Source organism: Microbulbifer maximicatervae (SeqCode) (genome assembly GCF_052467305.1).
On the sequence record NZ_CP174306.1, the window covers coordinates 4,761,610 to 4,787,543 of the forward strand.

20 protein-coding genes are annotated in these 25,934 nt (G+C 52.1%); 5 read left to right on the forward strand and 15 right to left on the reverse strand.

Going from position 1 to position 25,934, the window contains the following annotated elements; translation table 11 throughout:
- Positions 1-25: 25 nt before the first annotated feature.
- The 4 genes from ACJJI4_RS20785 to glyQ form a co-directional block, all read right to left on the reverse strand.
- On the reverse strand, positions 26-3,007 hold the full coding sequence (locus ACJJI4_RS20785) for a S8 family serine peptidase (RefSeq protein ID WP_444926327.1): 2,982 nt from the start codon (positions 3,005-3,007) through the stop codon (positions 26-28).
- A gap of 303 nt (positions 3,008-3,310) precedes the next feature.
- Entirely contained in the window at positions 3,311-3,862 is a 552-nt protein-coding gene (gmhB, locus tag ACJJI4_RS20790; protein WP_444926328.1) for a D-glycero-beta-D-manno-heptose 1,7-bisphosphate 7-phosphatase, read from the reverse strand.
- A gap of 56 nt (positions 3,863-3,918) precedes the next feature.
- The gene (gene glyS, locus ACJJI4_RS20795) at positions 3,919-6,000 is read right to left on the reverse strand and encodes a glycine--tRNA ligase subunit beta (RefSeq protein ID WP_444926329.1); all 2,082 of its coding nucleotides are present in this window, start codon (positions 5,998-6,000) and stop codon (positions 3,919-3,921) included.
- Positions 6,000-6,956, reverse strand: coding sequence for a glycine--tRNA ligase subunit alpha (gene glyQ / locus ACJJI4_RS20800; protein WP_282930551.1), 957 nt, complete (start codon positions 6,954-6,956; stop codon positions 6,000-6,002). The genes glyS and glyQ overlap by 1 nt, the downstream gene beginning before the upstream one ends.
- Positions 6,957-7,120: 164 nt before the next feature.
- Between glyQ and ACJJI4_RS20805 the strand changes: the two genes are divergently transcribed.
- Positions 7,121-8,002 (forward strand): lysophospholipid acyltransferase family protein, encoded by an 882-nt coding sequence (locus tag ACJJI4_RS20805; protein WP_444926330.1) that lies wholly within the window; start codon positions 7,121-7,123, stop codon positions 8,000-8,002.
- A gap of 33 nt (positions 8,003-8,035) precedes the next feature.
- On the opposite strand, the gene ACJJI4_RS20810 is transcribed toward ACJJI4_RS20805, so the two are convergent.
- The 11 genes from ACJJI4_RS20810 to def all read right to left on the reverse strand — a co-directional run bounded on the left by ACJJI4_RS20810 (position 8,036) and on the right by def (position 20,418).
- Entirely contained in the window at positions 8,036-9,223 is a 1,188-nt protein-coding gene (locus tag ACJJI4_RS20810; protein ID WP_444926331.1) for an ABC transporter permease, read from the reverse strand.
- Positions 9,224-9,286: 63 nt separating this feature from the next.
- Positions 9,287-10,447: an ABC transporter permease gene (locus tag ACJJI4_RS20815; protein WP_444926332.1), complete on the reverse strand. Its 1,161-nt coding sequence runs from the start codon at positions 10,445-10,447 to the stop codon at positions 9,287-9,289.
- Complete coding sequence (locus tag ACJJI4_RS20820) at positions 10,444-11,139, reverse strand: ABC transporter ATP-binding protein (RefSeq protein WP_444926333.1); 696 nt, start codon at positions 11,137-11,139, stop codon at positions 10,444-10,446. The genes ACJJI4_RS20815 and ACJJI4_RS20820 overlap by 4 nt, the downstream gene beginning before the upstream one ends.
- Before the next feature lie 46 nt (positions 11,140-11,185).
- Positions 11,186-12,217 (reverse strand): efflux RND transporter periplasmic adaptor subunit, encoded by a 1,032-nt coding sequence (locus ACJJI4_RS20825; RefSeq protein ID WP_108731210.1) that lies wholly within the window; start codon positions 12,215-12,217, stop codon positions 11,186-11,188.
- A gap of 392 nt (positions 12,218-12,609) precedes the next feature.
- Positions 12,610-12,858 (reverse strand): transposase, encoded by a 249-nt coding sequence (locus ACJJI4_RS20830; protein WP_444928254.1) that lies wholly within the window; start codon positions 12,856-12,858, stop codon positions 12,610-12,612.
- A gap of 1,490 nt (positions 12,859-14,348) precedes the next feature.
- Complete coding sequence (locus ACJJI4_RS20835) at positions 14,349-14,501, reverse strand: hypothetical protein (protein WP_444926334.1); 153 nt, start codon at positions 14,499-14,501, stop codon at positions 14,349-14,351.
- Positions 14,502-14,624: 123 nt separating this feature from the next.
- A complete protein-coding gene (locus ACJJI4_RS20840) occupies positions 14,625-16,076 on the reverse strand; it encodes a TrkH family potassium uptake protein (RefSeq protein ID WP_282930546.1) in 1,452 nt (483 codons plus the stop codon).
- Between the two features lie 86 nt (positions 16,077-16,162).
- Positions 16,163-17,548, reverse strand: a complete 1,386-nt coding sequence (gene trkA, locus ACJJI4_RS20845) for a Trk system potassium transporter TrkA (RefSeq protein WP_282930545.1) — start codon at positions 17,546-17,548, stop codon at positions 16,163-16,165.
- A 30-nt stretch (positions 17,549-17,578) separates the two neighbouring features.
- Positions 17,579-18,886, reverse strand: coding sequence for a 16S rRNA (cytosine(967)-C(5))-methyltransferase RsmB (gene rsmB / locus ACJJI4_RS20850; RefSeq protein ID WP_444915103.1), 1,308 nt, complete (start codon positions 18,884-18,886; stop codon positions 17,579-17,581).
- Between the two features lie 2 nt (positions 18,887-18,888).
- A complete protein-coding gene (fmt, locus tag ACJJI4_RS20855; RefSeq protein WP_444926335.1) occupies positions 18,889-19,836 on the reverse strand; it encodes a methionyl-tRNA formyltransferase in 948 nt (315 codons plus the stop codon).
- A gap of 75 nt (positions 19,837-19,911) precedes the next feature.
- The gene (gene def / locus ACJJI4_RS20860) at positions 19,912-20,418 is read right to left on the reverse strand and encodes a peptide deformylase (RefSeq protein WP_444895582.1); all 507 of its coding nucleotides are present in this window, start codon (positions 20,416-20,418) and stop codon (positions 19,912-19,914) included.
- A 183-nt stretch (positions 20,419-20,601) separates the two neighbouring features.
- Here def and ACJJI4_RS20865 point away from each other — a divergent pair, with 183 nt between their 5' ends.
- The 4 genes from ACJJI4_RS20865 to ACJJI4_RS20880 all read left to right on the forward strand — a co-directional run bounded on the left by ACJJI4_RS20865 (position 20,602) and on the right by ACJJI4_RS20880 (position 25,804).
- Complete coding sequence (locus ACJJI4_RS20865; protein ID WP_444926336.1) at positions 20,602-21,684, forward strand: LysM peptidoglycan-binding domain-containing protein; 1,083 nt, start codon at positions 20,602-20,604, stop codon at positions 21,682-21,684.
- A gap of 78 nt (positions 21,685-21,762) precedes the next feature.
- Positions 21,763-22,929: a DNA-processing protein DprA gene (dprA, locus tag ACJJI4_RS20870; protein ID WP_444926337.1), complete on the forward strand. Its 1,167-nt coding sequence runs from the start codon at positions 21,763-21,765 to the stop codon at positions 22,927-22,929.
- 128 nt (positions 22,930-23,057) lie between these two features.
- Positions 23,058-24,500: a catalase gene (locus tag ACJJI4_RS20875; protein ID WP_444926338.1), complete on the forward strand. Its 1,443-nt coding sequence runs from the start codon at positions 23,058-23,060 to the stop codon at positions 24,498-24,500.
- Between the two features lie 95 nt (positions 24,501-24,595).
- Entirely contained in the window at positions 24,596-25,804 is a 1,209-nt protein-coding gene (locus ACJJI4_RS20880) for a hypothetical protein (RefSeq protein WP_444926339.1), read from the forward strand.
- The last annotated feature ends 130 nt before the right edge of the window (positions 25,805-25,934 follow it).

A 25,934-nucleotide genomic window follows, 5' to 3' on the forward strand; every position in this document is an offset into this window, starting at 1 on the left:
CTAACTCAATGAATGAGTATGTAACCTATTGAGTATTAATCATGACCTGGGTTTCGGAAAAATCTTTTTCTCCGTCACCATGAGTCAAAATACCAAGATGGCGGGTGTTGGGAGTAATATTCATCCATTCCAACGAAACTACCCCGGTTCTGCCAATCTGTGCTTGAGCCGGCGCATCCACTACGGTATTTCCATTGTCCCCGTTCAGATTAAAGTTGAATAAGCTGAAATTGGTCGGGCCGGCGGATGTCGCATAATCGACAACAACGGCTGCATATTGGCCGGGAGAGGGGTTAGCCAGGGAAACTGACTCTGCGGAAGTGGCGCTGCCGCTGGTACCGACTTCGGGATAGTTTGGCGCTGGGCCATAAACTTCCAGGTCCAGGTCGTCACTTCCGCTACCGTCGCCCACATCAGCATCATACATAGCGATATGCGCAAGCTCCGTTCCCTCAGGGATATCAAAGAAAATTACTTGAACATCGCCATCTTCGACAGTGGTTGTAGTGGCCTCACCCTCCGCCAGGCCAGTGACATTCACCCGGAAATCACCGTTGTAGCCGAACCCCACATTGAGATCGAGGTTGCCATCGGTGCCGCTGCCAGTTAATTGCTGTGGTGCAGCTAGAGGAACGGGTCGAATAGCAATTGGACTGCGCACACTGATCTGGGAGCCTACGGATTGCCAAGTGAGGTCACCAAAGACCCAAGTATTCATTTCGGCGGACTCTGTGGCGGTGAAGGTCACCTCAAACTCAGCACTCTCTCCCTCCCTGAGGCGTAGCACTTTCGGGTTGATATCTACATCGATACCGAGTGGCGCGTTGATGGATGCCCAATACCAACGCTGGCCGGGGGCGACACTGGTGACTCGGCGCTTAATGGTCTGGCTGCCGATTAAGTCAGCGACCCCCATAGAAGCGAGGTTCAGGTCACTGGAGTCGATGGAATAACCCAGGGACGTCAACGCATTACAGGTTGTGCTATCGACCATCTCGGGCTGGAACTCAGCGCCGCAAAGAAAGGCGAGGTAATCGTTGAAGTCCGCATCGTAAACCAGTCCCGGTTTAAAAGCGTCATGGGGCACTATGGCACCGGCGCCCATATCAAATGGTGTCGCATCCGCTAGTCCGTAGGACTTGCGCAGGTCGTTGCGCGCAGTCGTCATTAGTGCGGACTTCGCCATTGCCGGGCTCCAGTGCGGATTGGCCTGCTTTAACAGGGCCATCACACCGGCCACATGCGGGCTCGCCATAGAAGTGCCACTCCGGCCCCCAAACAGTTCTCCCCCGCTTAAAACCGGAGAAATTCCCGCGATAATACCAACCCCCGGGGCACTGATATCCGGCTTGATAATATCCGGAGCTCCACCATTCTCACCGCGAGATGAAAAGTTTGCGACGCGGTCTTCCCTGGGGATTAATTGAGACGGATCTATAACTCCAGAAACTTCGCTGCTGGCTGCGAGAGTTTCGCCCTCGTAGTACGAGATCATCATTCCGGGGATGCGGGTATCAGGGGCTGTCATGGTAATCGGGTTAATGCGATCGTCTGCAGTACCATCGTTGTAAACAACGATAGCCAAGGCTCCGGCATCGGCAGCATTATTATATTTATCGGTAAAGGAGCAACCCCCACGTCTTACCAGAGCAATACTGCCTTCCAAAGACTCGCTGTTAGTGACTTCGCTACAAGCTTCTAACGGCTCGCTGAGAACAACCTCAGCAGAGACTGCTCCAACCTCTTCCAGACTTACTGTGCCGTTACCCTCACGTCCTTCGTAAGTGCCGGAAACCGACACTGGTGAGGATACTTGTAGGGCTAAACCGAAACTCTGGTCATCCTCTGAGGCGCCGACTGCGGTTATCCAAGGTACTCCCGAAGGAGTGCCCGTGGTCTCGGGTCCGGGTCCGTTGTTACCGGCAGATGTGGAGACAAAAACGCCGGCATCGGCGGCAAATAAAAATGCGAGGTCATCGGCACCACTAAAGGTGGTGCTGGCGCCACCTATCGAGAAATTAATAACATCCACACCATCGGCCACGGCTTCATCAATGGCCGCCATGGAGTCGGCGGACGAGCAACCACTATCGTCGGGATCTGGAGCATCCCAGCAGACTTTATATACCGCGATGCGGGCTCGTGGCGCCATTCCGGTAAGGGTTTTTCCATCCGAGGTAATAACGCCATAGTTACCGGCGGCAGTGGTCGCGGTGTGGGTACCGTGCCCGTCTGCATCCCTGGCTGACAGGAATTCGTAATCTGCCAATTCGTTGTTGGTCAGGAAGGCATCGGAAAAAGACTTGGCTTTAATCAGCTTGTTATTACAGGTAAATGCGGCGTCGCCGGGGTTGTGGTCGCTGTTGCCGAATTCACAGCCGTTGCCTGTAAAGGAATTGGGAATAGAGCCGTAGGGGACATTGGGTCCCAGGTTGCCCTGTAACGGGGTGGCGATATCGGCGACACTCTGGTGCTCTGGATGGATTCCCGAGTCGATAATGCCCACCACTATATCCTCACCAGTAATCCCCCAGAGCCATGGGCTGGGCATATCTGTGATGCCGAGGAAATCCGCGGTGGAGTCGGTATGGGGCTTTAGTAATTCATCCTCCCAAACACCTTTAACGTCGGCGCGACCGCGCAGAGCAGCCGCTTCTTTTTCGCTCATTACCGCCGCGAAGCCATTAAAAGCGGTGTCGTATTCATGAACAGTGCGTGCGCTGGGAACGGTGGATAGAACTTGTTCCCGCCGCGACCGAAGGAAATTGGAATAGTGTCGGTAGCTGCTGCTTTGGGGATCGAGTTTGCCACGGTTGGATGGCTTGGTGGCCGACAAACCGGGGATGGTACCGCTGTAGGAAGACAGAGGCTCACTGTCTAATTGAACAATATAAACTTTTTTTGGTTTTTCCTGGCTGGGGGCAAACTTACTTGTGGCTAACTCAGCAAATAGGCTGTTGGATAACAACATACCGGCTGTCAGGGCAGTAAGAAATTGTCTTTTCATTGGAGTATCCCTTTTATTGTTTTGTGCAGGCGGCAACAAAAGGCTTAAAAGAGCTCGTCGCTGGGGGCATTACTCCTTTTCCCCGACAGGAATGTTCAGAGCGTCATTCAAGCCACACCCATCCCTGGCTTGGCACGAATCGCTGGTACAACAATGGGCTCGCCCTCCCGCTAGTTGCTTTTAAAGGAATGCGCCATACAGCTCAATAAGTTGGCGCCTGGGTGAACAACTGATCGCAAAAATAGTGCGCCAGGTTAGATATTGGACGCTCGAATCATCTAGCGAAAAGAGAGAGGGAGCGGTTTAGGGGGATATTAAAAACTGAGAAAAATGTGAAAGATCAACAAATACTGAAGTATTAGCCAGGCGGGGGTCGGGCTGCTCGATTAGGTGCTGTAACGTCTGATCACCTGCACCGGTTTTTACCAGAACGGGTTTACACCCCTTCTCCAACGCCAGATAAAGATCTGCCAGCTTGTCTCCGACCAAATAACAGTCGTGCAGGCTGGTATCAAATTCAGCCTCGATGGCATCCAGCAGACCCGCCAGGGGTTTGCGGCAGCGGCAATTATCTTCAGGGCCGTGGGGACAGTAGAAAATAGCGGCGATTTCGCCACCGGCATCTTCCACCTGAGCACGCATTTTAGCGTGCATTTCTTCCAGGTCATCCAGGTCAAATTGGCCCAGCGCCAGGCCGCTCTGATTGGTGGCTATCACTAGTTGATGGCCAGCCTGACTGAGCGCTGCCAGCGCTTCAATACTGCCGGGCAGGGGCTGCCATTCGTCGGCGGATTTGACGAATTTATCGGGGTTTTCGTTGATCACCCCGTCGCGGCCGAGAATGATAATTGCCATATTCGTATCTCCCTGATTTGCGAGGCGGGGGCTTAATGCCCCGCCTCTGCAAGTCATTACTTGGCAGGAACCAGCAGGGAAATATCGGCAACTTCGAGGAACAGTGCGCGCAGCTGGGCCAATAGGGCCAGGCGGTTGTTGCGCAGTTGCTCGTCGTCACTCATTACCATCACGTGGTCGAAGAAGCTGTCTACGGTTTCACGCAGGCCTGCAAGGCCTGCGAGACCCTCGGCGAAGAGCGCATCGCTATACAGAGGCTCGACTTCTGTGCGGGCAACCTGTACTGCGGCGAACAGAGCCTTTTCCGCCTCCTCCTGCAACAAAGCCTCATCGACACTGCTGGGTACAGCACTGTCTAACTTCGCGAGGATATTGGAAACGCGTTTGTTGGCGGCGGCCAAAGCACCGGACTCCGGTAGCTGGCTAAACGCGTTGACCGCGTGCACGCGGTTGTCGATATCCAGCGGGCGGGACAGTTTGCGTGCGGCAACGGACATAAATACTTCGGTGGCGATACCCTGGTCTTCGTAGCGGGCGCGGAAGCGCTCCAGTACATATTGCAGAGTCTGTTCCACCACCTTGTCATATTCACCCAGGGCGGTGCGCGGGTAGTTGTCGCGGGCCAATTCCAGCAACTCGCGCAGGTCCAGGTCGAGACGCTTTTCTACGAGGATGCGGATGATACCCAGACTGGCGCGGCGCAGGGCGAAGGGGTCGCGAGAGCCGCTGGGGGGTTGGCCTATGCCGAAGATGCCTACCAAAGTATCCAGGCGATCTGCCAGGGCAATTACAGTGCCGGTGTCGCTGGCGGGCAGCTCGTCACCGGCAAACTTGGGCATATACTGCTCGTACATGGCCTTGGCCACATCCAACGGCTCGCCGTCATTTTCGGCGTAGTAGTAGCCGGCGATGCCCTGCATATCGGCAAACTCGAACACCATCTCGGTAACCAGGTCTGACTTGCACAGGCGGCCGGCGCGCTCGGCCCAGTCGCCGTTGCTTCCGGTTTTCTCAGCGATGGTGCGGGCCAAGGCAGCTACCCGTTCAGTCTTGTCGTAGACGCTACCCAGGTGCTGCTGGAATACGATTTGGCGCAGTTTCTCGCGTCGTGATTCCAGGCTGGTCTTCTTGTCTGTCTCAAAGAAGAAGGCGGCATCCGCCAGGCGCGGACGGATTACGCGCTCATTGCCGTGGATAACCTGGGCGGCATCCTGGCTCTCGATATTGGACACGGTGATAAAGAAAGGCAGCAACTGGCCATCTTCATCTACTACATGGAAATATTTCTGGTGCTCCTTCATGGAGGAGATCAGGGCTTCAGCGGGTACTTCCAGGAAGCGCTCTTCGAAGCGGCCGGTGAGGGCAACAGGCCACTCCACCAATGCAGTCACTTCGTCGAGCAGATCATCATCGATGACCGCTTCACCATTGACGTTGTTGGCTTCGGCAATCACCTGGGCGCGAATGGCTTCGCGGCGCTCGGCAAAGTCAGCCATTACGTAGCCGGGTTCGCGCAAAACCTGTGCATAGTCGTGGGCGGAGTGGATCTCCAGCTCGCGATTGCAGTGGAAGCGATGACCACGGCTGGTGTTACCGGCTTTTAAGCCGAGTACTTCACCGTTGACTACCTTGTTGCCAAACAGCATGACGAGCCAGTGCACCGGGCGCACGAACTCCTCGCGGCGCGCACCCCAGCGCATACGCTTGGGAATTGGAAGTTGCGCCAATGCCTTCTCGACAATGCCCGCTAACAGGGATTCGGTTTCAGCGCCTTTTTGCTCGTTGATAAAGGCCAAGCGCTCGCCTTTGTCGGTCTCTTTGCGTCCCAGCTCTTCAACAGTTACGCCGTTGCTGCGGGCGAACCCCTCAGCGGCTTTACTGGGCTTACCCTCATTATCGAAAGCGGCTTTGACAGCCGGGCCCAGCTTTTCAATTTGTTTGTCTTGCTGCTTATCTGCCAAACCGAATACCGCTACCGCCAGGCGACGGGGGGCTGCGTAGGCTTTAACTTCGCCAAAAGACAACTCGGCGCCTTTGAGGCCCTGGGTAATACCATCGGCGAAAGCGCTCATTAATTTGTGTAACGCCTTGGGCGGCAGCTCTTCGGTGCCCAGCTCTACCAGAAAATCCTGAGCCATTACTGCTTCTCCTCTTGCTCGATGTCTTCCGCCAAAATATCTGCCCGCAGTGCTTCATCTGCCATGGGGAAGCCTAAGGCGCGGCGCGCATCGTAGTAAGCCTGTGCCACGGCGCGGGCCAGGGTTCGTACGCGCAGGATATAGCGCTGGCGCTCAGTCACTGAGATGGCGTGGCGCGCATCCAGAAGGTTGAAGGCGTGGGAGGCCTTCATAACTTGCTCGTAAGCGGGGAGCGGCAGGCCCAGCTCAATCAGGCGTGTGCTCTCGCGCTCGCAGTGATCGAAGGTCGCGAACAGGAACTCCACATCGGCGTGTTCAAAGTTGTAGTGGGACATTTCCACTTCGTTCTGATGGAAAACGTCGCCGTAGGTGACGGGGCTGCCATCCGGGTTGCGGGTCCACACTAAATCGTAGATAGACTCGACACCTTGCAGATACATGGCGATACGTTCAAGACCGTAGGTGATCTCGCCGGTAACTGGGTAGCACTCGAGGCCGCCAACCTGCTGGAAGTAGGTGAACTGGGTAACTTCCATACCATTCAGCCAAACTTCCCAGCCGAGGCCCCAGGCGCCCAGGGTTGGGGATTCCCAGTTGTCCTCAACAAAGCGAATATCGTGGACAGCGGGATCTACGCCCATGGCGCGAAGGCTATCGAGGTACAATTCCTGGATATTGTCCGGGGATGGTTTCATTACTACCTGGTATTGGTAGTAGTGCTGAAGGCGGTTGGGGTTCTCGCCGTAGCGGCCATCGGTAGGGCGGCGGCAGGGCTGTACATAGGCCGCATTCCAGTTTTCCGGGCCTATGGCACGGAGGAAGGTCGCTGGATGAAAGGTGCCGGCGCCCACTTCCATATCCAGAGGCTGTAGAATGACGCACCCTTGGCGCGCCCAATAATCCTGCAGGGCAAAAATGAGTCCCTGAAAGGTACTGAGATCGTATTGCTTGGACACCGCTATCTCCGGATCAGTATCTGCTGTGGGCAAAGGGACGCAATTATAGCGGCAGCGGCTGCTGTGCTTAAAGCGCTATAGCCGCATGAAAAAGCTCATTGGCCATACTTTGGCAATATTGCCGTTAAGATGCGGCTCTTTGTATAGGAAGTAACTTAGTGGATATGAAAGGGCGCCTTGCTGTCGGGGCACTGCAATTAATCGGTAAACTCCCACTATCTTGGTCGCGGCGTTTGGGGCGATTCGTTGGCAGGGTTGCCGTGTGGACCCGGTCGGAAGGGCTACGCCTGAGCAGGATTAACCTGGCTCAGTGCTACCCAGCCATGGATCCGAGACAGCGTGAGAAGCTTGCGCGTGCAAGTGTGGTGAATACTGCAATCAACGGTTTTGAGATGGCCAATATTTGGCATCACTCCTGGGACACGAACAAGAAGACTATTGTGAACGTCCGCAACGAGAAGTTGTTGTTTCAAGGAAAAGAAGATGGTCGCGGTACCTTGGTATTGATGCCGCATACGGGCAACTGGGAAATTTTTGGCATGTACCTGGCTGCTATGGGGCCGTCTATGGCGTTGTACCAGCCTCCCAAAATTGAGGCTTTGGATCCTGTGATTCGAGGTGGCCGGGAGAAAACCAATGCGACCATGGTACCGACCAATATTCACGGTGTTCGCTCCCTGCTCAAATATCTGAAAGCGGGCCATGTGACCATGGTGTTACCGGACCAGGAGCCGGATATGGGGGGGGATTTTGCCCCTTTCTTTGGCCGTCCCGCGTTGACGATGACCCTCGCCCACAACTTGATTCAGCGCACCAACTGCCATGTGGTGTTTGGTTTCGGCAAGCGCGTTGAAGGTGGTTTTGAGCTGGTATTTGTTCCTGCGGAAAAGGCCATTTATAGCGATGAGCAGAAAGTTTCCCTGGCGGCGATGAATCGGGGAGTGGAGGCCTGTATTGCCCAGGCACCAGAGCAGTATCAGTGGGAATACAAGCGCTTCAGGAAACAGCCGGAAGGCAAGAGTAAAATTTACCGCAAGAAAAAGTAGGGGCTCTTCATAGAAGCCCCCACATAAAATTATTTAAGTCGCGTGCCGGAAAGCGACCACAACCGGCATGCGTGCCGCGCGCCAGGCTGGGAAGAAGCCGCTGATAAAACCGATCACCAGCGCCAATACGGCGCCCTGCACAAACAGGTCTGGGGACATCTCAAAACTAAACACCACCTGGGTAAAACTGCCTCCCAGAGTTGAGGTGTTGAGACCGTCGAAGAACAGGTAAGCAGCCAGGGAACCCAAAAGCCCACCGGCAACGGCTAAAACCATAGCCTCAGCAATAGTGCCGCAGAATGCGGAGAAGTTACTGAATCCCAACGCGCGCAAAGTAGCGATTTCACGAGCCCGGTCCGCTACCGAGGTATACATGGTGTTGAGCGCCCCGGCCAGTGCGCCTAGCGCCATCACAGAGCTGATAATCCAGCCAAAAGTAGCGATATATTGCAGTTGTTTACCCTGGCTGGCGAAGTACTCCTGTTCGGTTTGCGCTTCCAGGTTCAGGCGGGGCTCGCGTTTGATGGTTTCCTGAATGGGCTTGAGATCGCCGTTATTCTCCAATTGCAAACGGATTGACTGGTAGCTGTTACCCCGGTTGTAGTGACTTTGGATAATTTTGATATCTGCCCACAGCTCGCTCTCAAATATATTACCCCCTGTGGAAAAGACCCCAACAACTGTCCACAGGTTTTTGCCAAAGCGCACTTCTTTACCGATTTCGAAACTATTAAATTCACGCAATACCCCTTCACCAACAATCATTTCGTTAGTGCCGGGAGCAAACATACGCCCCTCCACCATACGCATGTTATTGCGCATGGCCATGCCGGTTTCATTGAGACCGCGCAAGGGGATATTGGCTTCGGTGCCGGTGGATTTCTTCAGGCCATCGACAATAACGTAGAGCTCCGGTGATACCAGCGGGCCGTTCGTATCCCTGGCAACACCGGCCGATTCCGCAATCAGGTTGACCTGGTCCTGCAGGATTACAGAGTTGATTTCACTGGCAGACCCCTCTCGCATCAGGATAGCGATCTGGCTGGAGCCGGCCCCACTCATGGTTGCCTCAAATCCCTTGGCCATAGCGAGAAACGCCAGCAGGATTGCGACGACAACTGCCGAGGCAAATACCATGGCCAGTGACATCCACAGGCGCCGACGCAGGCTGCCCAGATTCATCAGGGTTACCGAAACAATTTGTGCAATAAGAGAACCCATAATTTCTTCTCCTTTAAGGCTTCCCCAGTGAAAACCATTGCGTGGTTTCAGTGGGGCACCAATTTATTGTTGTCGGTTAAATGCAGTTACTATGTTAAGTCGCAGAGCCTGAAAGGCTGGCATCAGCCCGGTAATCAGACCCAACAGCAACATAAATAGAATGGCTTGTAGGGCGATATCCCCATCCAAAATCAAGTTGGGCAGAAAGCGGGCAAGGAAGGTTTTTACCCCTTCGACCAGCAGCCAGGCTGCGGCCAGGCCGGAAAGGCCGCCGACAAAGGCAATTAACAGGGACTCCGACAGCACCATTCGGAAAATACGAGTGCTGGAAAAACCCAAGGTTTTTAATACGGCGATCTCCCCGGTGCGCTCGCGAATAGCCAGTGCCATAGTGTTGCCAACCACTACCAATATGGTGAAAAAGGCAGTAAACACCACAGAAAAAATAATTAAGCCAATATTTCCGATTTGTTCAATAAAGGCTTTATTAAAGGCTTTCTCGGTACTGGTATCGGTTTCATTCTGCGAGTTGGCAAAATTGTCATCGATAGTTTTTGCGACGCTTTCATTGATAGCGGGATCATCGGTTGTTAGTGCCATCCAGCCAATCCAGTCGCCACCGAAAGTCTGTGTCTCCATAAAATATTTATAATGAAACAATAATTGGCGTGTATCGTACTGTTCCGTATCCCCTTTAAAAATCCCGGAAACCACAAATTCCCAGGTGTAGCCACCATTTTTGTGTGAAAAAATATTGGAGGATAAAGGAATCCTATCGCCCACTTTCCAGCCGTAAATCTGCGCGAGTTTTTCCCCAATCAAGGCCCCTTGCCGATTGTTAAACCAAGCCTGCTTTTGTTCCTCGGGAATAACAATTTCTTCATAGACTTTTAAATAGGATTCTGGATCTACAGCCATTGAAACGACCTGCCGGCTGGGTTCCTGAAAATAACCGCCAAACCAGTTGAGATGAGTTACATGTTTCACTCCCTCGACGGCTGCAACCTTTTGCACATAGGCAATGGGTAGTGACTGGGTAAAGTTAATTCTATTGAATACCACCAGACGATTATCGGCGGATAATTCCACGCTGGAATTTAATGCGGACTTGAGGCTGGTAACCGCACCGAAAATCAAGAAGGCGATAAAAATAGCAAAGCAAGTAAGGAATAGCCGCAAGGGCTTCCTTGTCATATTTTTAAAAACCAAATAAAAATCACTCATGCCACTATTTCCCTCTGCACAAATTGTCCTTTATCCAGATGCAGGGTGCGCTTGGCGTATCTTGCAGCCGCGGGATCATGGGTAACCATCACGATGGTTTTGCCGTGATCGCGGTTTAACAATTGCAGCATTTCCAGTATTTCATCTGCTGTGGCCCGATCCAGGTCACCAGTGGGCTCATCACACAGAATCAGTTTTGGATCGGAAACGATCGCGCGAGCGATGGCAACACGCTGTTGTTGCCCGCCGGACATTTCACTGGGCATATGTTTTGCCCGATCACTTAATCCCACCAGGGCCAGTGCGGTTTCCACATTGTGGCGGCGTTGTGATTTGGAGAGATTTGTCAGCAGTAGCGGCAGCTCTACATTGCGCTGGGCATTGAGCATCGGCATTAAATTGTAAAATTGGAAAATGAAACCAATATTTCTCGCTCGCCAGCGGGTTAGGGCGCCTTCATTGAGGGAGTCAATGCGCTCGCTGTCAAACCATATCTCTCCACCGCTGGGTTGATCGACGCCGCCCAACATATTTAACAGCGTTGTTTTACCGGAGCCCGAAGGCCCCATAATGGCAACGAAATCACCGCGATCAATTTCCATGTTCAGGGATTCAAAAATGGAAATGGTCTCATTGCCCTTGGTAAAACTTTTGCTGACATCCTTCAGCTGAAACAACACTTCCTCTGACATCTCAAATTCCCTCTTATAAATACTGTTGTGTTTTTATTGGTGTTTGCTAGGGAGCTGCGGCCTCGCCTGCGAGGAAGCCCACCTTAACGCCCATATCCGGCAGGATTCGGGCATCTTTGTCGTCGATAGCGATTCGCACTCGAACAGTCGCCTTGGCTCGATCGGCCGTTGGAATGATGGCGATAACGGTAGCTGGAATGTCCCAGTTCGGGTAGGCATCCAGGTTGGCGTTAACTTTCTGTCCCTTGGCGACTCGGCCGATAAAGGCCTCGTTCACATCCACTTCGATTTCGAGTGAATTCATATCCACGATGGTACAGATTCCAGTGCGGGTAAAACCTCCGCCGGCAGAGCTGGGGGCAACTATCTCGCCAGGTTGTGCATTTTTTGTCGTGACTACGCCGGCAAAAGGCGCGCGGATAATATGATCTGCCAGGCGTTCTCGCTGCCTCTCAGCTTCAAGAATGGCGACTTGAATATTGGCACGGGCACTTTTTAAGTCTGCCCGTAACCCCTCTACCGAGGATTCACTTTGGGTGAGCTGCGCTTTGCTGGAATAATTTTTGTCTCGAAGTCCGGCAAAACGCCGATATTGGCGCTCAGCCTCTTTTAACTTCGCGTGAATACTCGCTTCCTTGGCTTGAAGCACTTGAATTTGTGCCTGGGCAAAATCCAGCGCGACCCGCGCTTTGGCATCATCCAAGCGGGCCAGAACCTGCCCCTCCTCGACCTGCATTCCCTCTTCGACGTCCACACTACTGATCAGGCCCATTACTTCAGCAGAGACCGTAGCCATGCGCCTCGGTGTGATATAGCCGGAAGCATTGAGAATGGTCTCGTGAAATTTTTCCTCCCTGGGAATCAAGCTGAGAGTCTTGGCTTGAGGTTCGCTACTTTGGGGGAGCACTGGTGTACTGTCTTCTGCAAATAGAGAAGCGCCGGCAAGGCCTATAACTATGCCAGTAACTAGGCCGACAGATGCCGCCAATATAACTTTGCGCGATGGGGAACTGGGTTCGGGCGCTGTTTCCCGATCAATTTTGAGTTGACCGAGCAGCGCACTAGTATCTCTGCTCATACAGCCTGTTTTTATTAGTTACTTCCTGTAAACAGCAACTGTGGCAGAAATTAAAAAATATTGCCACGCATTAAAAAGGGAAGTCGGCACTCAAAATAACACTAAAGTACTATGTTTTCTGTGAGTTTAATACTAAGGTTATCCGTAAGCGTTCAACAAGCCCCACCTAGCCTGTATTTCTCACGAAGCATCATGGTTATACGAAAAATCCTGTCCATCCAATTGAGCGCATTAAATTGGCTGGATTGAGCCTGTTTTAGCTCATTAACCTAAACGGCAGATACAACTCCCCTTACCTCCATACTTTGCCTGTGCCGAGGACAGCGCCACCTCACTTATTTCAAAGCTAGGTACAAACGACGGGACGCCAACTAAAATAATTCCTGTGTCGCCTAGGGTGTAGTACTGCTGGCAAGCAATTTAATTCGGCGTGTGTTGCGGGTAACAACAGAGGCTATTTTCAATAACTTCTCCCGTAACCTCCGTACCTGCCAATGCGCAGCATCTGTACCCTTGAGCCCACAGCGCCGTACATAGTCCAGAAGCGTATAGGCCAATCCTGAAATCAGTATCCGGAACTGGTTGGGACGCCAATCCCGACATCTATTCTGCCACAGGGGGCGCTTACGGTTATCCAGCAGTTTTCGTCACTGGAATGTATGAAATAATCTACATAGTTCTTTAGGGGCTTATTACGAGTTGGTGGAAGTTTATATCGACTAGGTTACATAGCAGAAAATATAGCCGCCGATCATATGTAAACAGTTAAATAAAAATTTTTGATTTATATAAGCATAAAGCGGTTTGGGGAAGTGCAGGCTGGGGTGATTGAGTACTATGAGAAATAAATTTATGGAAAGAAAGTGGGTCTTTGTTTTACAAATATGGCTATATTCTTTGTAGTGATTATGTACTTTGGTACCTGTAATTATTTTAATAAAAAGATATTTTCTGTTGACATAAATTTATTTTCAGAAGAGCATAACATTAACTTATCAAAAGAATTAAAAATTAAAATAATTATAAATATGAACCTGATCAAAATAACCGCTACCATTTTTATAGTGCCAATCTTCGCTAGTTCTGCATACGCAACTGTGTTGGAACCATTCTCTTTAGGAACTATATTTGACCCGGAGACAGGGCTTTTTTGCCCCTACTTGTATGATCCTGCTCATACTGTCGAGCCAAGGTGTGAGGTCTGAGGCCTATAGATCTCCAGAGGCCTCCTAAAGGTCAATATTTCGGACGGTTTTAAAACTCAAAAACTTTGAGCTCTTAGGGCTAAGTCTCCCCAGAGTTGCCAATGCTCGACTTATGGAGTTGTAAGCTGCAGGGGCCAAAATTATCCAAAGTGTTGATGCACTTTGGTACTAATAATAAATCTATGGAGGGCAACAATTTTATTTATATATAATTATTCTTAAGTAGTTGTAGGATAATATTTAAGCATAAAGTCAAATTAATTGAAATAAAGTAAAAGGGTTTAAGTATGAATTTATTAAAAATAAGCGTTGCTGTTTTCCTTCTGTCAATATTTTCCAGTTCTGCATCCGCAGGATGGGGCGACTGTGCGATCGATATTATTATTAATGATAGTGACGTACTGTGTGATCCACCCGGAGTGGGTCTCCCTCCAGAGGATGACGATGACTAAGTGATTAATAAAACTGGCCTAGCCGTTTCAAGGAGCTTGTAATAGCCCCTTTTAGTTTTCGAGCGCTATGTTCCAAGGGAGTGGTGCCTCGCTCTCTTTGAGAGGCTTGACCTTTGCGAGATCACTAAATAATTTACGGTGGTAGTAGTTGTAAGGCTTTCATTATTCCGCTGAGCCTGTTTAGGGTGGCCTTGGTCGAGGCGCCTTTTGGAATTGGATCAATGAGTTAGTTTTCTGCCGAGCATAAATGGGCATATGGAATTTTTGGCTGCAAGTTTTTAGATCGATAGCGATCATCTTCGATATAGATGTACAGTTTCTACTTGTTCTTATAAAGATAGGACAATACAGTGCTAAGGCTGCTGTTCGGCAGAGCTTCATGGCGACAACTGCACAAAAATTTTTAAATTTCTAATCTATCTGCCTGTCGAAGTTGATAGCATTCATCTGTGATGTAGTCCTCAGGTTTTCGCTCTATACGGTAAAGGTGACCAACATAGTTAAGGAGCCTCTGGATAACTCCGTAATGCCTCTGCGGGTCTTGAAGGCTGCAGATGTTAGGCGCAGCTCGCCGCGAATGGCCGTAGCCCTTTGCAAGAGCTGCAACGCAGCAGCTGTGGCCTTCAAGGCCCGCCCCTCGGGGCATGCAGAGGTATCACGGCGCTATTCAGAGGCTCCCTAAGTTCTCCACTTCTTCCTGAAGTCTTTCGATCCACTTTAAAAAAGTAGCTCTTGAAAGTGCTGGTGTTATTAATGACGCCAAAAAGCCGGGGTAAGTAGTACTAGCAGGGTAAATATTTCCAGGCGTCCCATCAGCATCGCCAGGATAAGAAACCATTTGGCGACTTCGTTAACCGCACCATAGTGGGCAGCGGCTTCGCCGAGGGCGGGTCCGATATTACTCAGACAGGAGGCTACTGTAGTAACGGAGGTGACAAAGTCCTCACCGGTGGCGATGACGATAATGGCGAGGATAAAAAAGGATGAAACATAGACCGCAAAGAAGCCCCACACAGCGTCGGTAACTCGATCGGGGACAATTTTGCGGTTGATCTTGATAGGGATAACCGCATTGGGATGTACCAAGCGATTCAGCTCGCGCATACCGGACTTCATAATCAGCATACCGCGCACTGCCTTAATGCCCCCCGAGGTGGAGCCGGCGCAGGCACCGAGAATACCCAACAGCAAGAGAACGTAGGGTAAGAATACTGGCCAGGCTGAGAAATTTTCCGAGGCGAAGCCGGCAGTGGTGCTGATCGAGACCACCTGGAAGAAACCGTGTAGCAGGCTGTTGCCGGGGGAGAAGATATTCAATATCCACAGGTAACAGCTGATCAACAGGCCGGCACCGAGAATCAACATAACGTAGAAGCGGAATTCTGAGTCGCGCCAATAGTGGCTGAGGGTCCTGTTGCGAAATGCGAAGAAATGCAGACCGAAGTTAATGGCAGCAGTAAACATAAACACGATACAAATAATCATGATCGCGCGGTTGTGGGCGTAGAAACCCATACTGGCATCGTGGGTGGAGAAGCCTCCATTGGCCACGGTGGAAAACGCATGGCCAACGGCGTCGAATACCGTCATGCCGGCCCACCAGTAGCCGATGCCGCAGAGGATTGTAAGAATCACATAAATAACAATTAGTGCCCGTGCTGTCTCGGCAATACGCGGAGTCAATTTGGTATCTTTTACCGGGCCGGGAATTTCTGCCTTATACAGCTGCATACCACCGATACCCAGCATCGGCAGGATGGCCAGGGCGATAACAATTACACCGATACCGCCAAACCACTGCAACTGCTGGCGGTAGTAGAGAATGGCCGGAGGCAGTGAGTCCAACCCGGTAATCACCGTGGCGCCGGTGGTTGTTAGCCCTGAGATGGATTCAAAAATAGAGTCGGTGATACTCAAGTCGGGCTGAGGGCTGATAATAAAGGGCAGGGCACCGAAGCTGCCCAGTACCAGCCAGAACAAAGATGTCACCACGAATCCGTCCCGGGTGCGCAGGTCTTCGCGCAAATCGTGCACTGGCAGCCACATAAACAGGCCGGTGATCAGAGTGATGACAAAGGCTGCGACAAATGCGCTGTGAGTACCATCTTCATACCACAGGGATACGCCAATCGGCGGCAGCAGAGTCAGGCTGAACACCGTCAAGAGAATTCCAAAAACTCGCGCAATTACCGCAATTCGCATTGGCGCCTATCAGCCTATCGTTATTTGTTGCAATGTTATCTGGACGGCGGAGACCGTTATCGCCGGAAAACGAAAATATTATTTGCTCAGAAAAAGCCAAAACCAACTTGGAACAGCTGTTCTACATGGCGGGTCTGGCGGCGGTCGATAAGGAAGACAATCACGTGGTCATCGCTTTGCACAATGACATCATCGTGTGCCATCAAAACTTCGCTGCCATTTTCCGTTTCCCGTACTATGGCGCCAATCGAGGCGCCCTCGGGTAAGTCGATATCTTCGATCTTGCGCCCCACCACCTTGGATGTGCGCTCGTCACCGTGGGCGATAACCTCAATGGCTTCAGCTGCACCTCGACGCAGGGAGTGGACGTTGACCATATCTCCTCGGCGCACATGGGTGAGCAGGCTGCCGATCGTATTTTGCTGCGGTGAGATGGCAATATCGATTTCACCGCCCTGTACCAGGTCCACATAAGCGCGGTTATTGATCAGCGTCATCACTTTGCGTGCGCCCAGACGCTTGGCCAATAGTGACGACATGATATTAGCCTCGTCGTCATTGGTCAGGGCAAGAAAAACATCGGTATCTTCGATGCTCTCTTCCAGCAGCAACTCCTGATCGGAGGCGCTCCCGTGCAGGATAATGGTGTGAGACAGTTCCTCGGATAAAAATACACAGCGCTCGTGGCTCTGCTCAATAATTTTTACCGAATAGCGATTCTCCAGCCGGGTGGCCAAGCGCAAACCAATATTGCCGCCGCCGGCGATCACCACTCGTTTATAACCGTGTTCCAATCGACGCAGTTCGCTCATTACCGCGCGAATATCTGCTCGCGCGGCAATAAAGAACACTTCATCGCCGGCTTCAATCACCGTATCACCCTGGGGAATAATTGGCCGGTTGCGGCGATAAATCGCTGCAACCCGGGTATCTACCTTGGGCATATGCTCGCGCAAATAGCGCAGTTGGTGCCCAACAAGAGGCCCGCCCTGAACGGCTAAAACCGTTACCAGCTGTACGCGACCGCCGGCAAAATCCAACACCTGCAAGGCACCGGGATGTTCCATCAGGCGGGAGATATACTCTGAAACCAGTTGCTCCGGGCTGATCAGTACATCGATAGGGATGGCCTGGGTATCGAATAATTCCGGGTATTGCAGATAGGAGGAGGCTCGTACCCGGGCGATTTTGGTGGGTACGCGAAACAGAGAGTGCGCAATCTGGCAGGCCGCCATATTGGTCTCATCGTTATTGGTGACTGCAACCAGGATATCCGCATCTTCAATCCCGGCTTCCATCAGAATATCCGGGTGAGAGGCGTGGCCCAGTACCACGCCGATATCGATGCGGTCGCGCAGTTCGCGCAGGGTTTTCTCGTCGCTGTCCACCAGGACAATATCATTGCGCTCGGAGGCCAGGGCCTCCGCAAGAGAGCCGCCCACCTGGCCGGCGCCGAGAATGACAATTTTCATATCGGATGAGACTCGCGACTAGCGACGTCGTTATTCAGCTTTGCTCAGCAGAGCGTAGTAGAAACCGTCACCGCCGCCGGTTTGGGGTAGAAGCTGCATACCGGCAACTTGTTTCTCGCCCCAGGGCTTATCGTTTAGCAGTTCAGGGGTATTGTCGCTCGCATCCTCTGTCTCCGCAATGAACGCTGCGACGACTTCGCTGTTTTCCGTCGGTAGGCTGGAACAGGTGGCGTAAAGCAACTGCCCACCCGGTTTAACCAGGGGCCACAGAGCGCGCAGGATCTTGCCCTGCAAAGCCACTAACTCGGCAATGTCTGCTTCCCGGCGCAATAGTTTGATATCCGGGTTACGGCGAATTACCCCGGTTGCCGAACAGGGTGCGTCCAGTAGTATCTGGTCGTATTGCTGCCCGTCCCACCACTCATTCGGAGACGTGGCATCGGCACAGATAAGCTCGGCACTCTGCCCGTTGCGCTCGAGGTTTTCCTCGACCCGCACCAGGCGGTCCTCCTCAATATCCAACGCGCTCAACTGAATGCTGGATTCCTGCTCCAATAAGTGGCAACTCTTGCCTCCAGGTGCCGCACACGCGTCCAACACCCGGGCATTTTCCTGCGGCTGTAACAGCAGCGCCGCTAATTGTGCGGACTCATCCTGAACACTGACCAAGCCCTCGGCAAAGCCCGGTAGCACTGTGACTGAAACCGGCTCAACCAGGGTGATACCGACCGGGGAAATAGTACAGGGCTCGGCGGAGAGGCCGGTTTCATCGAGCTGTTGTAAATAGTCCTCGCGCGAGATCTTGGCAGTATTTACCCGCAAGGTCATGGGTGGGTTGGCATTGTTGGCGCGGAAGATGTCTGACGCCTTCTCAGGCCAGGCGGCTTTAATCTGCTGCTGTAACCAGGCCGGGTGCATAGAGCTGAACTGTGGATTGCCGGACAGCTTGCGCTGAAGCTGCTCACTGTTGCGCAGGGCGTTGCGCAGCACCCCGTTGATCAGCCCGGTCGCTCTGTCCAGACCGAGGCTGCGCGCGGCATTGACGGTTGCAGATATGGCGGCGTGATCGGGGATGCGAGTGTACTCGAGCTGGTAGATGCCCAGCAGGATCAGTGCATTGACCTCAATATCCGAGACTTTTTTACGCAGTAACTTGGCGGCGATCAATTGCAGGCGCGGTGCCGTGCGGGCACTGCCGTAACAGAGCTCCCGCAACAGGGGGCGATCGCGCTCCTCGACTTTGTCCTCGGCGGCAGGCAGAAGTCTTGCCAACGAGCCACGTTCTTCCAGCAGTGAGGCGATAACTCGGGCGGCCTCGGCGCGTACATCTCTGCTCATAATTATCCCAGTTTGGTACCCGGGGCGAACTGCTCCCGGTAGCCTTTCAAAATTTCTGCTGCGGGAAGCGCTTTTTTACCCGGTAGCTGTATTAATTGGAGGCGCAGGGCCTCGCGGCCGCAGGCCACTAAAATACCTTCGTCGTCACTGGAGAGAATGGTACCGGGCTGATCACTGTGACAGCCCTGTTCGATGGCGGCGCTATAGATACGCAGGCGCTGCTCGCCTTTCTTGTCCCGATAAGTGCTCCAGCACACCGGGAAGGGGTTAAAAGCGCGTATCAATCGATGTAGTTCAGCAGCGGGGCGCTGCCAGTCGATCTGCGCCTCTTCCTTGGTAATTTTGTTGGCGTAGTTAGCCTGGGTATCGTCTTGTACCTGAGGTTTGGCACTGCCACTTTCCAGTAGAGCCAAGGCCTGGAGGAGGGATGGGCCGCCGAGTTCCGCCAGCTTGTCGTGCAAACTGCCACCGGTATCGGACTCAGTAATCGCGCAGCGGCTTTCCACCAAAACTGGGCCGGTATCCAGGCCCGCCTCCATTTGCATAATGGCGACACCACTTTCATTGTCACCCGCTTCCACCGCGCGTTGGATCGGTGCGGCACCGCGCCAGCGCGGCAACAAAGAGGCGTGCACATTGATACAGCCCAGACGCGGGGTATCCAGCACCACCTGCGGCAGTATCAGGCCGTAGGCCACCACCACCATAATATCCGCTCCAAGGGCAGTGAGCTCCGCCTGGGCCGTCTCGTCGCGCAGGCTCAGGGGTTGGTACACCGGGATATTGTGGGAGAGTGCCAGCTGTTTCACCGGGCTGGCGAGCAATTTCTTACCGCGCCCAGCCGGCCTGTCCGGTTGGGTGTAAACGGCAATGACATTGTGCTCGCTGTCGAGCAGCGCTTGCAGGTGCACGGCGGCAAAGTCCGGTGTGCCGGCAAAAATAATATTCACTGACTTGCTCTCAGGTAATGGGGGTGGGAGAGCTGCCGTAAGGCGGCAGCTCCAGGCTCCTGCGGCTGGCGCAGATCAGGCGCGGCGGCGCTGGGACTTTTCCAGCTTAGAGCGGATGCGGTTGCGCTTCAGCGGGGAGATATAATCCACGAAGAGCTTACCATCCAAATGATCGACTTCATGTTGGATACAGACCGCCAGCAATCCCTCGGCCTCCAGGGCAAAAGGTTCGCCATTGCGGTCCAGGGCCTTTACACGCACTTTGCGCGGGCGCTCCACCGTTTCGTAGAAACCGGGCACTGACAAGCAGCCCTCGTCGTACTGATGGATCTCCGGGTCCAGCACTTCGATTTCGGGATTGATAAACCCGTAAGGTTCATTGCCGTCTTCGGATATATCCACTACCACAATGCGCTCCTGCGCATTGACTTGGATAGCGGCGAGGCCGATACCGGGCGCGGCGTACATGGTTTCAAACATGTCGTCGAGCAATTGGCGGTGGGCGTCGGTCACTTCAGCGACGGGTTTAGCGATCTCACGCAGGCGCGGATCGGGAAATTCCAGTATCTCGAGTTTAGCCATAACACCTGTGACAAACTTCTAGTATTCGTTGAACGTGCGCTGATAACATTATGATCGCGCTCAAAATTTACCGAGTGGACCCCTGTTTTTGCTGGCGCTATGCGCCCGGGTCCGGTCTCGCTCCCTTCACGGGAGTGGCCCGGCGCTGAGAATTATAGCGATAAAGAGCATAGGAATGCTTCCATGAAAAAAATTATCCTGGCCGCGATCTCGTTGTTAGCGGTTGCCCTTGGTGTCGAAGCACAGGATCAGGTTCGCCTGAACCCCAGTCACCCCGACGCTTATGTGGTGCAAAAGGGCGATACGCTCTGGGATATTTCCAGTCAGTTTCTGGTGCAACCCTGGTACTGGCCGGAGATTTGGCAAGTGAACCCACAGGTGGAAAACCCCCACCTGATTTATCCAGGAGATAGCCTGCGCCTTGTTTACATCGATGGCCAGCCACAATTACAACTGCAGCGCGGACCCCGGGCGTATCAACTGTCGCCAGGGGTTGATGGCAACCGCCTATCGCCCTCGATCCGCCGCCAGGCAGTTAAGGATGCAATTCCGGCTATTCCGCTGGATGCGATCAATGCTTTCTTGTCCCGTACCCGTATTGTGGAGCCAGGCGCTTTTGAAGGGACTCCCTATGTGGTTTCTGGGTCAGAAAATCATATATTGATGGGGGCCGGAGATATTCTCTACGCTCGCGGTGATTTTGCTGCGCCACTACCTTCGTATGGGCTTTATCGCCCTGGTCCTATTTATTCTGACCCTGTATCTGGTGAAGTCCTTGGACGCCAAGCACTTGGCATAGGCACTCTAGATTTATTACAGCTGGACCCAGATAGCGATCCGGATAACAGCTCGAATTTTTCTATAGCGACAATGGGTGTGCGTAACACTTCCCGTGAAATTCGCCTTGAAGACCGGTTGATGCCTGTAGAAGAGCGCTCAATTGATGCGCTGTTCCACCCAAGTGCACCGACGGCCACTGTTGATGGCTTGATTGTAGGGGTCGATGAAGGGGTGAGCCAGATTGCCAAGTTTGATGTTGTTATACTTAATTCTGGTAATCGGGATGGCTTGCAAGCCGGCAACGTCCTGGCGATATACAAAGCGGGTTCAACAGTGCGCGACCGTATTGCGGGCGACGTGGTGAAGCTTCCCGATACCCGTGCCGGTGAGTTGATGGTATTCCGCACCTTTGAAAAAATGAGTCTCGCTCTGGTGTTGGATGCCCGTCGCCCGCTGGCAGTGATGGATATGGTGCGCAACCCCTAAGCGATCCCAGAAAATCTCGCGGCAGGTGTTGCTGTTTGCCCTGCCGCACAACTTTCAAAACAGAAAATGGTAAGTCGCATGGATGCATTGACCGCTACTATGGCGTTGCTGCGTCTCGAGGGAATTGGCCCGGCTCGCTACTGGCAATTACTGGAGCACTTTGCCACTGCCGAAGAGGCTCTCCACCAGTTTCCTCAACCTCTTCTGCAAAAATTATCACCGCGGGCCCAAACCCAGTGGCGGGGGTTTTCCAGTCGATCTGCCGCCAGTGAACTCGTCGATTGGGTTAAGCGCGAGCGGGCCCGCTGTGCAGACCTGGGCGTGCAGCTGATTTGTCACAGCGATCCCGATTATCCCGCCCTGTTATCGGAGGCTTCACGCCCCCCGCCTGTGCTCTATATTCGTGGTGAAAAAAGCGCTTTGAATCTACCGCAGGTAGCGATGGTGGGTGCCCGTCGGGCCACAGTGGCGGGTCTGGATAATGCCCGGGCCTTCGCCGCGGAATTGGCAGGTTCCGGATTTGCTATCACTTCAGGGCTGGCTCTGGGCGTGGATGCCGCCGCTCATCGGGGGGCGCTACAGGTTGCGGGCACTACCATCGCTGTTTTGGGTAGTGGCGTTGACCGCATTTATCCAAAACACAATCGCCCCCTGGCGGAGGACATTCTCGCTGCAGGCGGTGCTCTGGTCAGCGAATTGCCTATAGGCAGCAGTGCTGAGGCAAAGAACTTCCCTCGGCGGAACCGGATTATCAGTGGCCTTTCAATGGGGGTGTTACTGGTAGAGGCAGCGATGCGCTCAGGGTCTCTGATTACGGCGCGTTTGGCGCTGGAGCAGAATCGTGAGGTTTTTGCGATTCCAGGTTCCATTCACAACCCAATGGCCAGGGGTTGCCACCACCTGATTAAAGAAGGTGCGACACTGGTTGAAACCAGCGCAGATGTGGCTCGCCAGCTGGGCGGTTTACTTGCAGAGCCCACATCCAGTGATCTCCCCCCTGCTAAACCACTGCCCGAGCTTCAGCAACATATCATCAGAGCGCTTGTCGGAGGGCCTCGGAGTATCGAGCTATTGTCTCGTGATACCGGGGTTGAGGCGGGTGAATTGATGGCTGCATTGATGGAGTTGGAGTTAGAGGGCTTGGTGGAGCAACTCACAGGGTCTTACCAGCTAACAATGAAGCGCAGCCGTTATACGGAAGGGAAAAAACTGGCTAAAACCCCTGCGGAGCCAGTGAGTCTCTAAAGGTCTTGCTCGGAAATTACGGAAAGAATTAGTAAGAGTCCCCTTGTTTGATGGTGTAGCCGCCGATCAATTCGCGCAGTTCTGGGACAGCGCTAATACTCAGTGGATTCCAAGAGTGGAGTCTAATTATGGCGGATAAACCCAAACTCACCACTGATGCCGGCGCTCCGGTTCCCGATAATCAAAATAGCCTTTCAGCGGGGCCAGATGGCCCCCTTTTGATTCAAGATTATCAACTTATCGAAAAACTGGCGCATCAAAATCGTGAGCGCATACCCGAGCGGGCGGTACATGCCAAAGGTTGGGGCGCCTATGGGGTTTTGAGGGTAACCGATGATATTTCTAACTACACCTGTGCCCGGGTTTTGCAGCCGGGGGCAGAGACCTCACTGTTGGCCCGTTTTTCAACTGTGGCCGGTGAGTTGGGTGCAGCTGATGCGGAGCGGGATGTGCGTGGTTTTGCACTGAAGTTTTATACGGAGGAGGGCAATTGGGATTTGGTCGGCAACAATACGCCAGTCTTTTTTGTACGAGACCCCTACAAATTTCCAGACTTTATCCACACACAAAAACGGCATCCACGAACTCACTTGCGCTCCCCCACAGCCATGTGGGATTTCTGGTCGTTGAGCCCTGAAAGCCTCCACCAGGTGACCATACTGTTCTCCGATCGCGGTTTGCCCATATCTCCGTTGCATATGAATGGTTATGGCTCCCATACCTTCTCCCTGTGGAATCACAATGGGGAGCGCTTCTGGGTCAAATTTCATTTTAAGACTCAACAGGGACATAGGTATTTCACCAATACGGAAGCTGAAGCTGTGATTGGACGCTCCCGGGAGAGTTACCAGGAGGCGATGTACAGCGCGATAGAAAATGGGGAATGTCCGAAGTGGACATTCCAAATTCAGGTCATGCCCGAGGCAGACCTTGGCAAAACAAGCTACAACCCCTTTGACCTCACCAAGGTTTGGCCCCACGGTGATTACCCTCCTATCGAGGTGGGAACCATGGAGTTGAATCGCAACCCGCAAGACTATTTTGCAGAAATCGAGCAGGCAGCTTTCTCTCCATCCAATATCGTACCGGGTATCAGTTTCTCACCAGATAAGATGCTGCAGGCGCGTATTTTCTCCTATGCCGATGCACACCGTCACCGCTTGGGAACTCACTATGAGAGTCTCCCAGTGAATGCCCCGCGTTGTCCGGTCCATAATTACTATCGGGATGGTGAAATGAATACCACGGGTATCCGCAGTGGTAATCCGGATGCTTTTTATGAACCGAATAGTTTTTCTGGGCCAGAGGAGGACCCAAAAGCGAAAGAGCCCCCGTTACCAATATCCGGTGCGGCAGATAGATATGACCACCGCAAAGACAATGACGATTACAGTCAGGTTCGAGCGCTCTTTGATTTGTTCGATGATGAACAAAAACAGCGCTTATATAACAATATTGCAGAAGCGATGGCGGGTGTACCGGATGAAATAATTCAGCGACAATTGGCACACTTTTCCAAGGTGCATCCGGACTATGCCGCGGGCGTCAAGTTAGCGATGGTCAGCAACTGAATCTGGTGTTTTTATACGTAATTCATTTGCTTGCCTTTTATGTTAAAAATATATCCTGCTGGATTTGTATTTAATACTGTATTAAAGGCATGCTTATGAAAAAGACCATAGTAGCTTTATCCCTTATTTTTCTAGTTTTGGGAGGCTGCTCTACACAAATAAAAAAAACAGATATATCTATTTCTCAAGAATTTTCAGAAGAACAGTTGCTTAGTGGTACATATTTTTGGAATTCCCCTATAAGTAACTCTGATTTGCCTGATATTGACATCCTGGCATTGAATAATGATATGAGGTTGTTTTTAAAATCGATAAGTACCAGAAAAAAAAGTGATAGGTTGGATGCTCTGATAAATAAATTGCAGAGCCAATATTTTTCAATTCTCTACGATGCAGATGCCACGCTCAATGCTGCACAAGTTTTTGATCAGCAGAGAGGAAATTGCATGGCCTTTAGTGCCTTTTTAGTTGCAATGATTCGTGGACTTGGAGTGGATGCTAAATTCAATGAGGTTTTTGTTCCAGAAGTGAGATATTTGGAGGGCCAACAGACCTTTATTTACCAGCACATTAATGTTGTAGCTGATACTGGTAGTAGACAACGCATATTGGATTTTAACTTTACGGATTACAATCCAGAATATCATCAAAAAGAGTTGAAAGATAAGGAAGCTTTTGCAAAGTTCTATAGTAACCTGGCTATGGAGTTTCTTGTAGATCGAGATTTTGAAAACGCCTTTCTATATATTCGAAAGTCAATTTTACTGGCGCCAGAGGAAGCAGATCTTTGGAATAATTTGGGGGCCATATATCGTTCAGCGAGTTTGGTCAAACAAGCAATTAGTTCTTACGCTATAGCGTTGAAGCTTGATGGAGCAAACTTGGTTTCGTTGAGCAATCTGGAGAAAGTTCTCCGGGCTCAGGGTGACCTTCAAATGGCAAATGTTCTGTCAGCAAAACTACATGATTATAGACAGGAGGACCCCTACTATTGGTACGGTCAAGCACTTACAGCTTACGAAGATGAGCTGTATGAATTGGCGGCCAATAAGGCTGAAGATGCAATTTCGATAAAGAAGGAAGATCATCGTTTTCATTTTCTACTGGGAATGGCGCGTCTAAAGTCCGGAGCTAAGGGTTATCAGCGTAGTTTTAAGAAGGCTTTGGCGCTATCTGAGAATAGTCGAGATCAAGACCAGTATAGGAGGAAGCTAAAATCGTTAGGTATCCCCGAGCTGGGGAGGACTAGATTTTGGGAGCGTCGGCGACTGATAGTGCTGGGAAGCTGGTGGTGGCTGAATTGAAGGTTAAGCGCCAATATGCCAGCCAGAACCATGAAGTACTTAAGCTTGGAAAAAAGCGGCTGGATGTTTTTTGAGCAACTTGGCTAGAGCATAAAGCAATATCTTGTGTCAAACAATGCAATCCGCTAGA

Coding starts and splice junctions, on each gene's coding strand:
- ACJJI4_RS20880 (WP_444926339.1), top strand. CDS start 24,596: ATGAAAAAGACCATAGTAGCTTTATCCCTTATTTTTCTAGTTTTGGGA.
- glyS (WP_444926329.1), bottom strand. CDS start 6,000: ATGGCTCAGGATTTTCTGGTAGAGCTGGGCACCGAAGAGCTGCCGCCC.
- ACJJI4_RS20805 (WP_444926330.1), top strand. CDS start 7,121: ATGAAAGGGCGCCTTGCTGTCGGGGCACTGCAATTAATCGGTAAACTC.
- ACJJI4_RS20840 (WP_282930546.1), bottom strand. CDS start 16,076: ATGCGAATTGCGGTAATTGCGCGAGTTTTTGGAATTCTCTTGACGGTG.
- ACJJI4_RS20875 (WP_444926338.1), top strand. CDS start 23,058: ATGGCGGATAAACCCAAACTCACCACTGATGCCGGCGCTCCGGTTCCC.
- ACJJI4_RS20825 (WP_108731210.1), bottom strand. CDS start 12,217: ATGAGCAGAGATACTAGTGCGCTGCTCGGTCAACTCAAAATTGATCGG.
- def (WP_444895582.1), bottom strand. CDS start 20,418: ATGGCTAAACTCGAGATACTGGAATTTCCCGATCCGCGCCTGCGTGAG.
- ACJJI4_RS20820 (WP_444926333.1), bottom strand. CDS start 11,139: ATGTCAGAGGAAGTGTTGTTTCAGCTGAAGGATGTCAGCAAAAGTTTT.
- rsmB (WP_444915103.1), bottom strand. CDS start 18,886: ATGAGCAGAGATGTACGCGCCGAGGCCGCCCGAGTTATCGCCTCACTG.
- ACJJI4_RS20785 (WP_444926327.1), bottom strand. CDS start 3,007: ATGAAAAGACAATTTCTTACTGCCCTGACAGCCGGTATGTTGTTATCC.
- gmhB (WP_444926328.1), bottom strand. CDS start 3,862: ATGGCAATTATCATTCTCGGCCGCGACGGGGTGATCAACGAAAACCCC.
- trkA (WP_282930545.1), bottom strand. CDS start 17,548: ATGAAAATTGTCATTCTCGGCGCCGGCCAGGTGGGCGGCTCTCTTGCG.
- ACJJI4_RS20815 (WP_444926332.1), bottom strand. CDS start 10,447: ATGAGTGATTTTTATTTGGTTTTTAAAAATATGACAAGGAAGCCCTTG.
- ACJJI4_RS20810 (WP_444926331.1), bottom strand. CDS start 9,223: ATGGGTTCTCTTATTGCACAAATTGTTTCGGTAACCCTGATGAATCTG.
- dprA (WP_444926337.1), top strand. CDS start 21,763: ATGGATGCATTGACCGCTACTATGGCGTTGCTGCGTCTCGAGGGAATT.
- ACJJI4_RS20865 (WP_444926336.1), top strand. CDS start 20,602: ATGAAAAAAATTATCCTGGCCGCGATCTCGTTGTTAGCGGTTGCCCTT.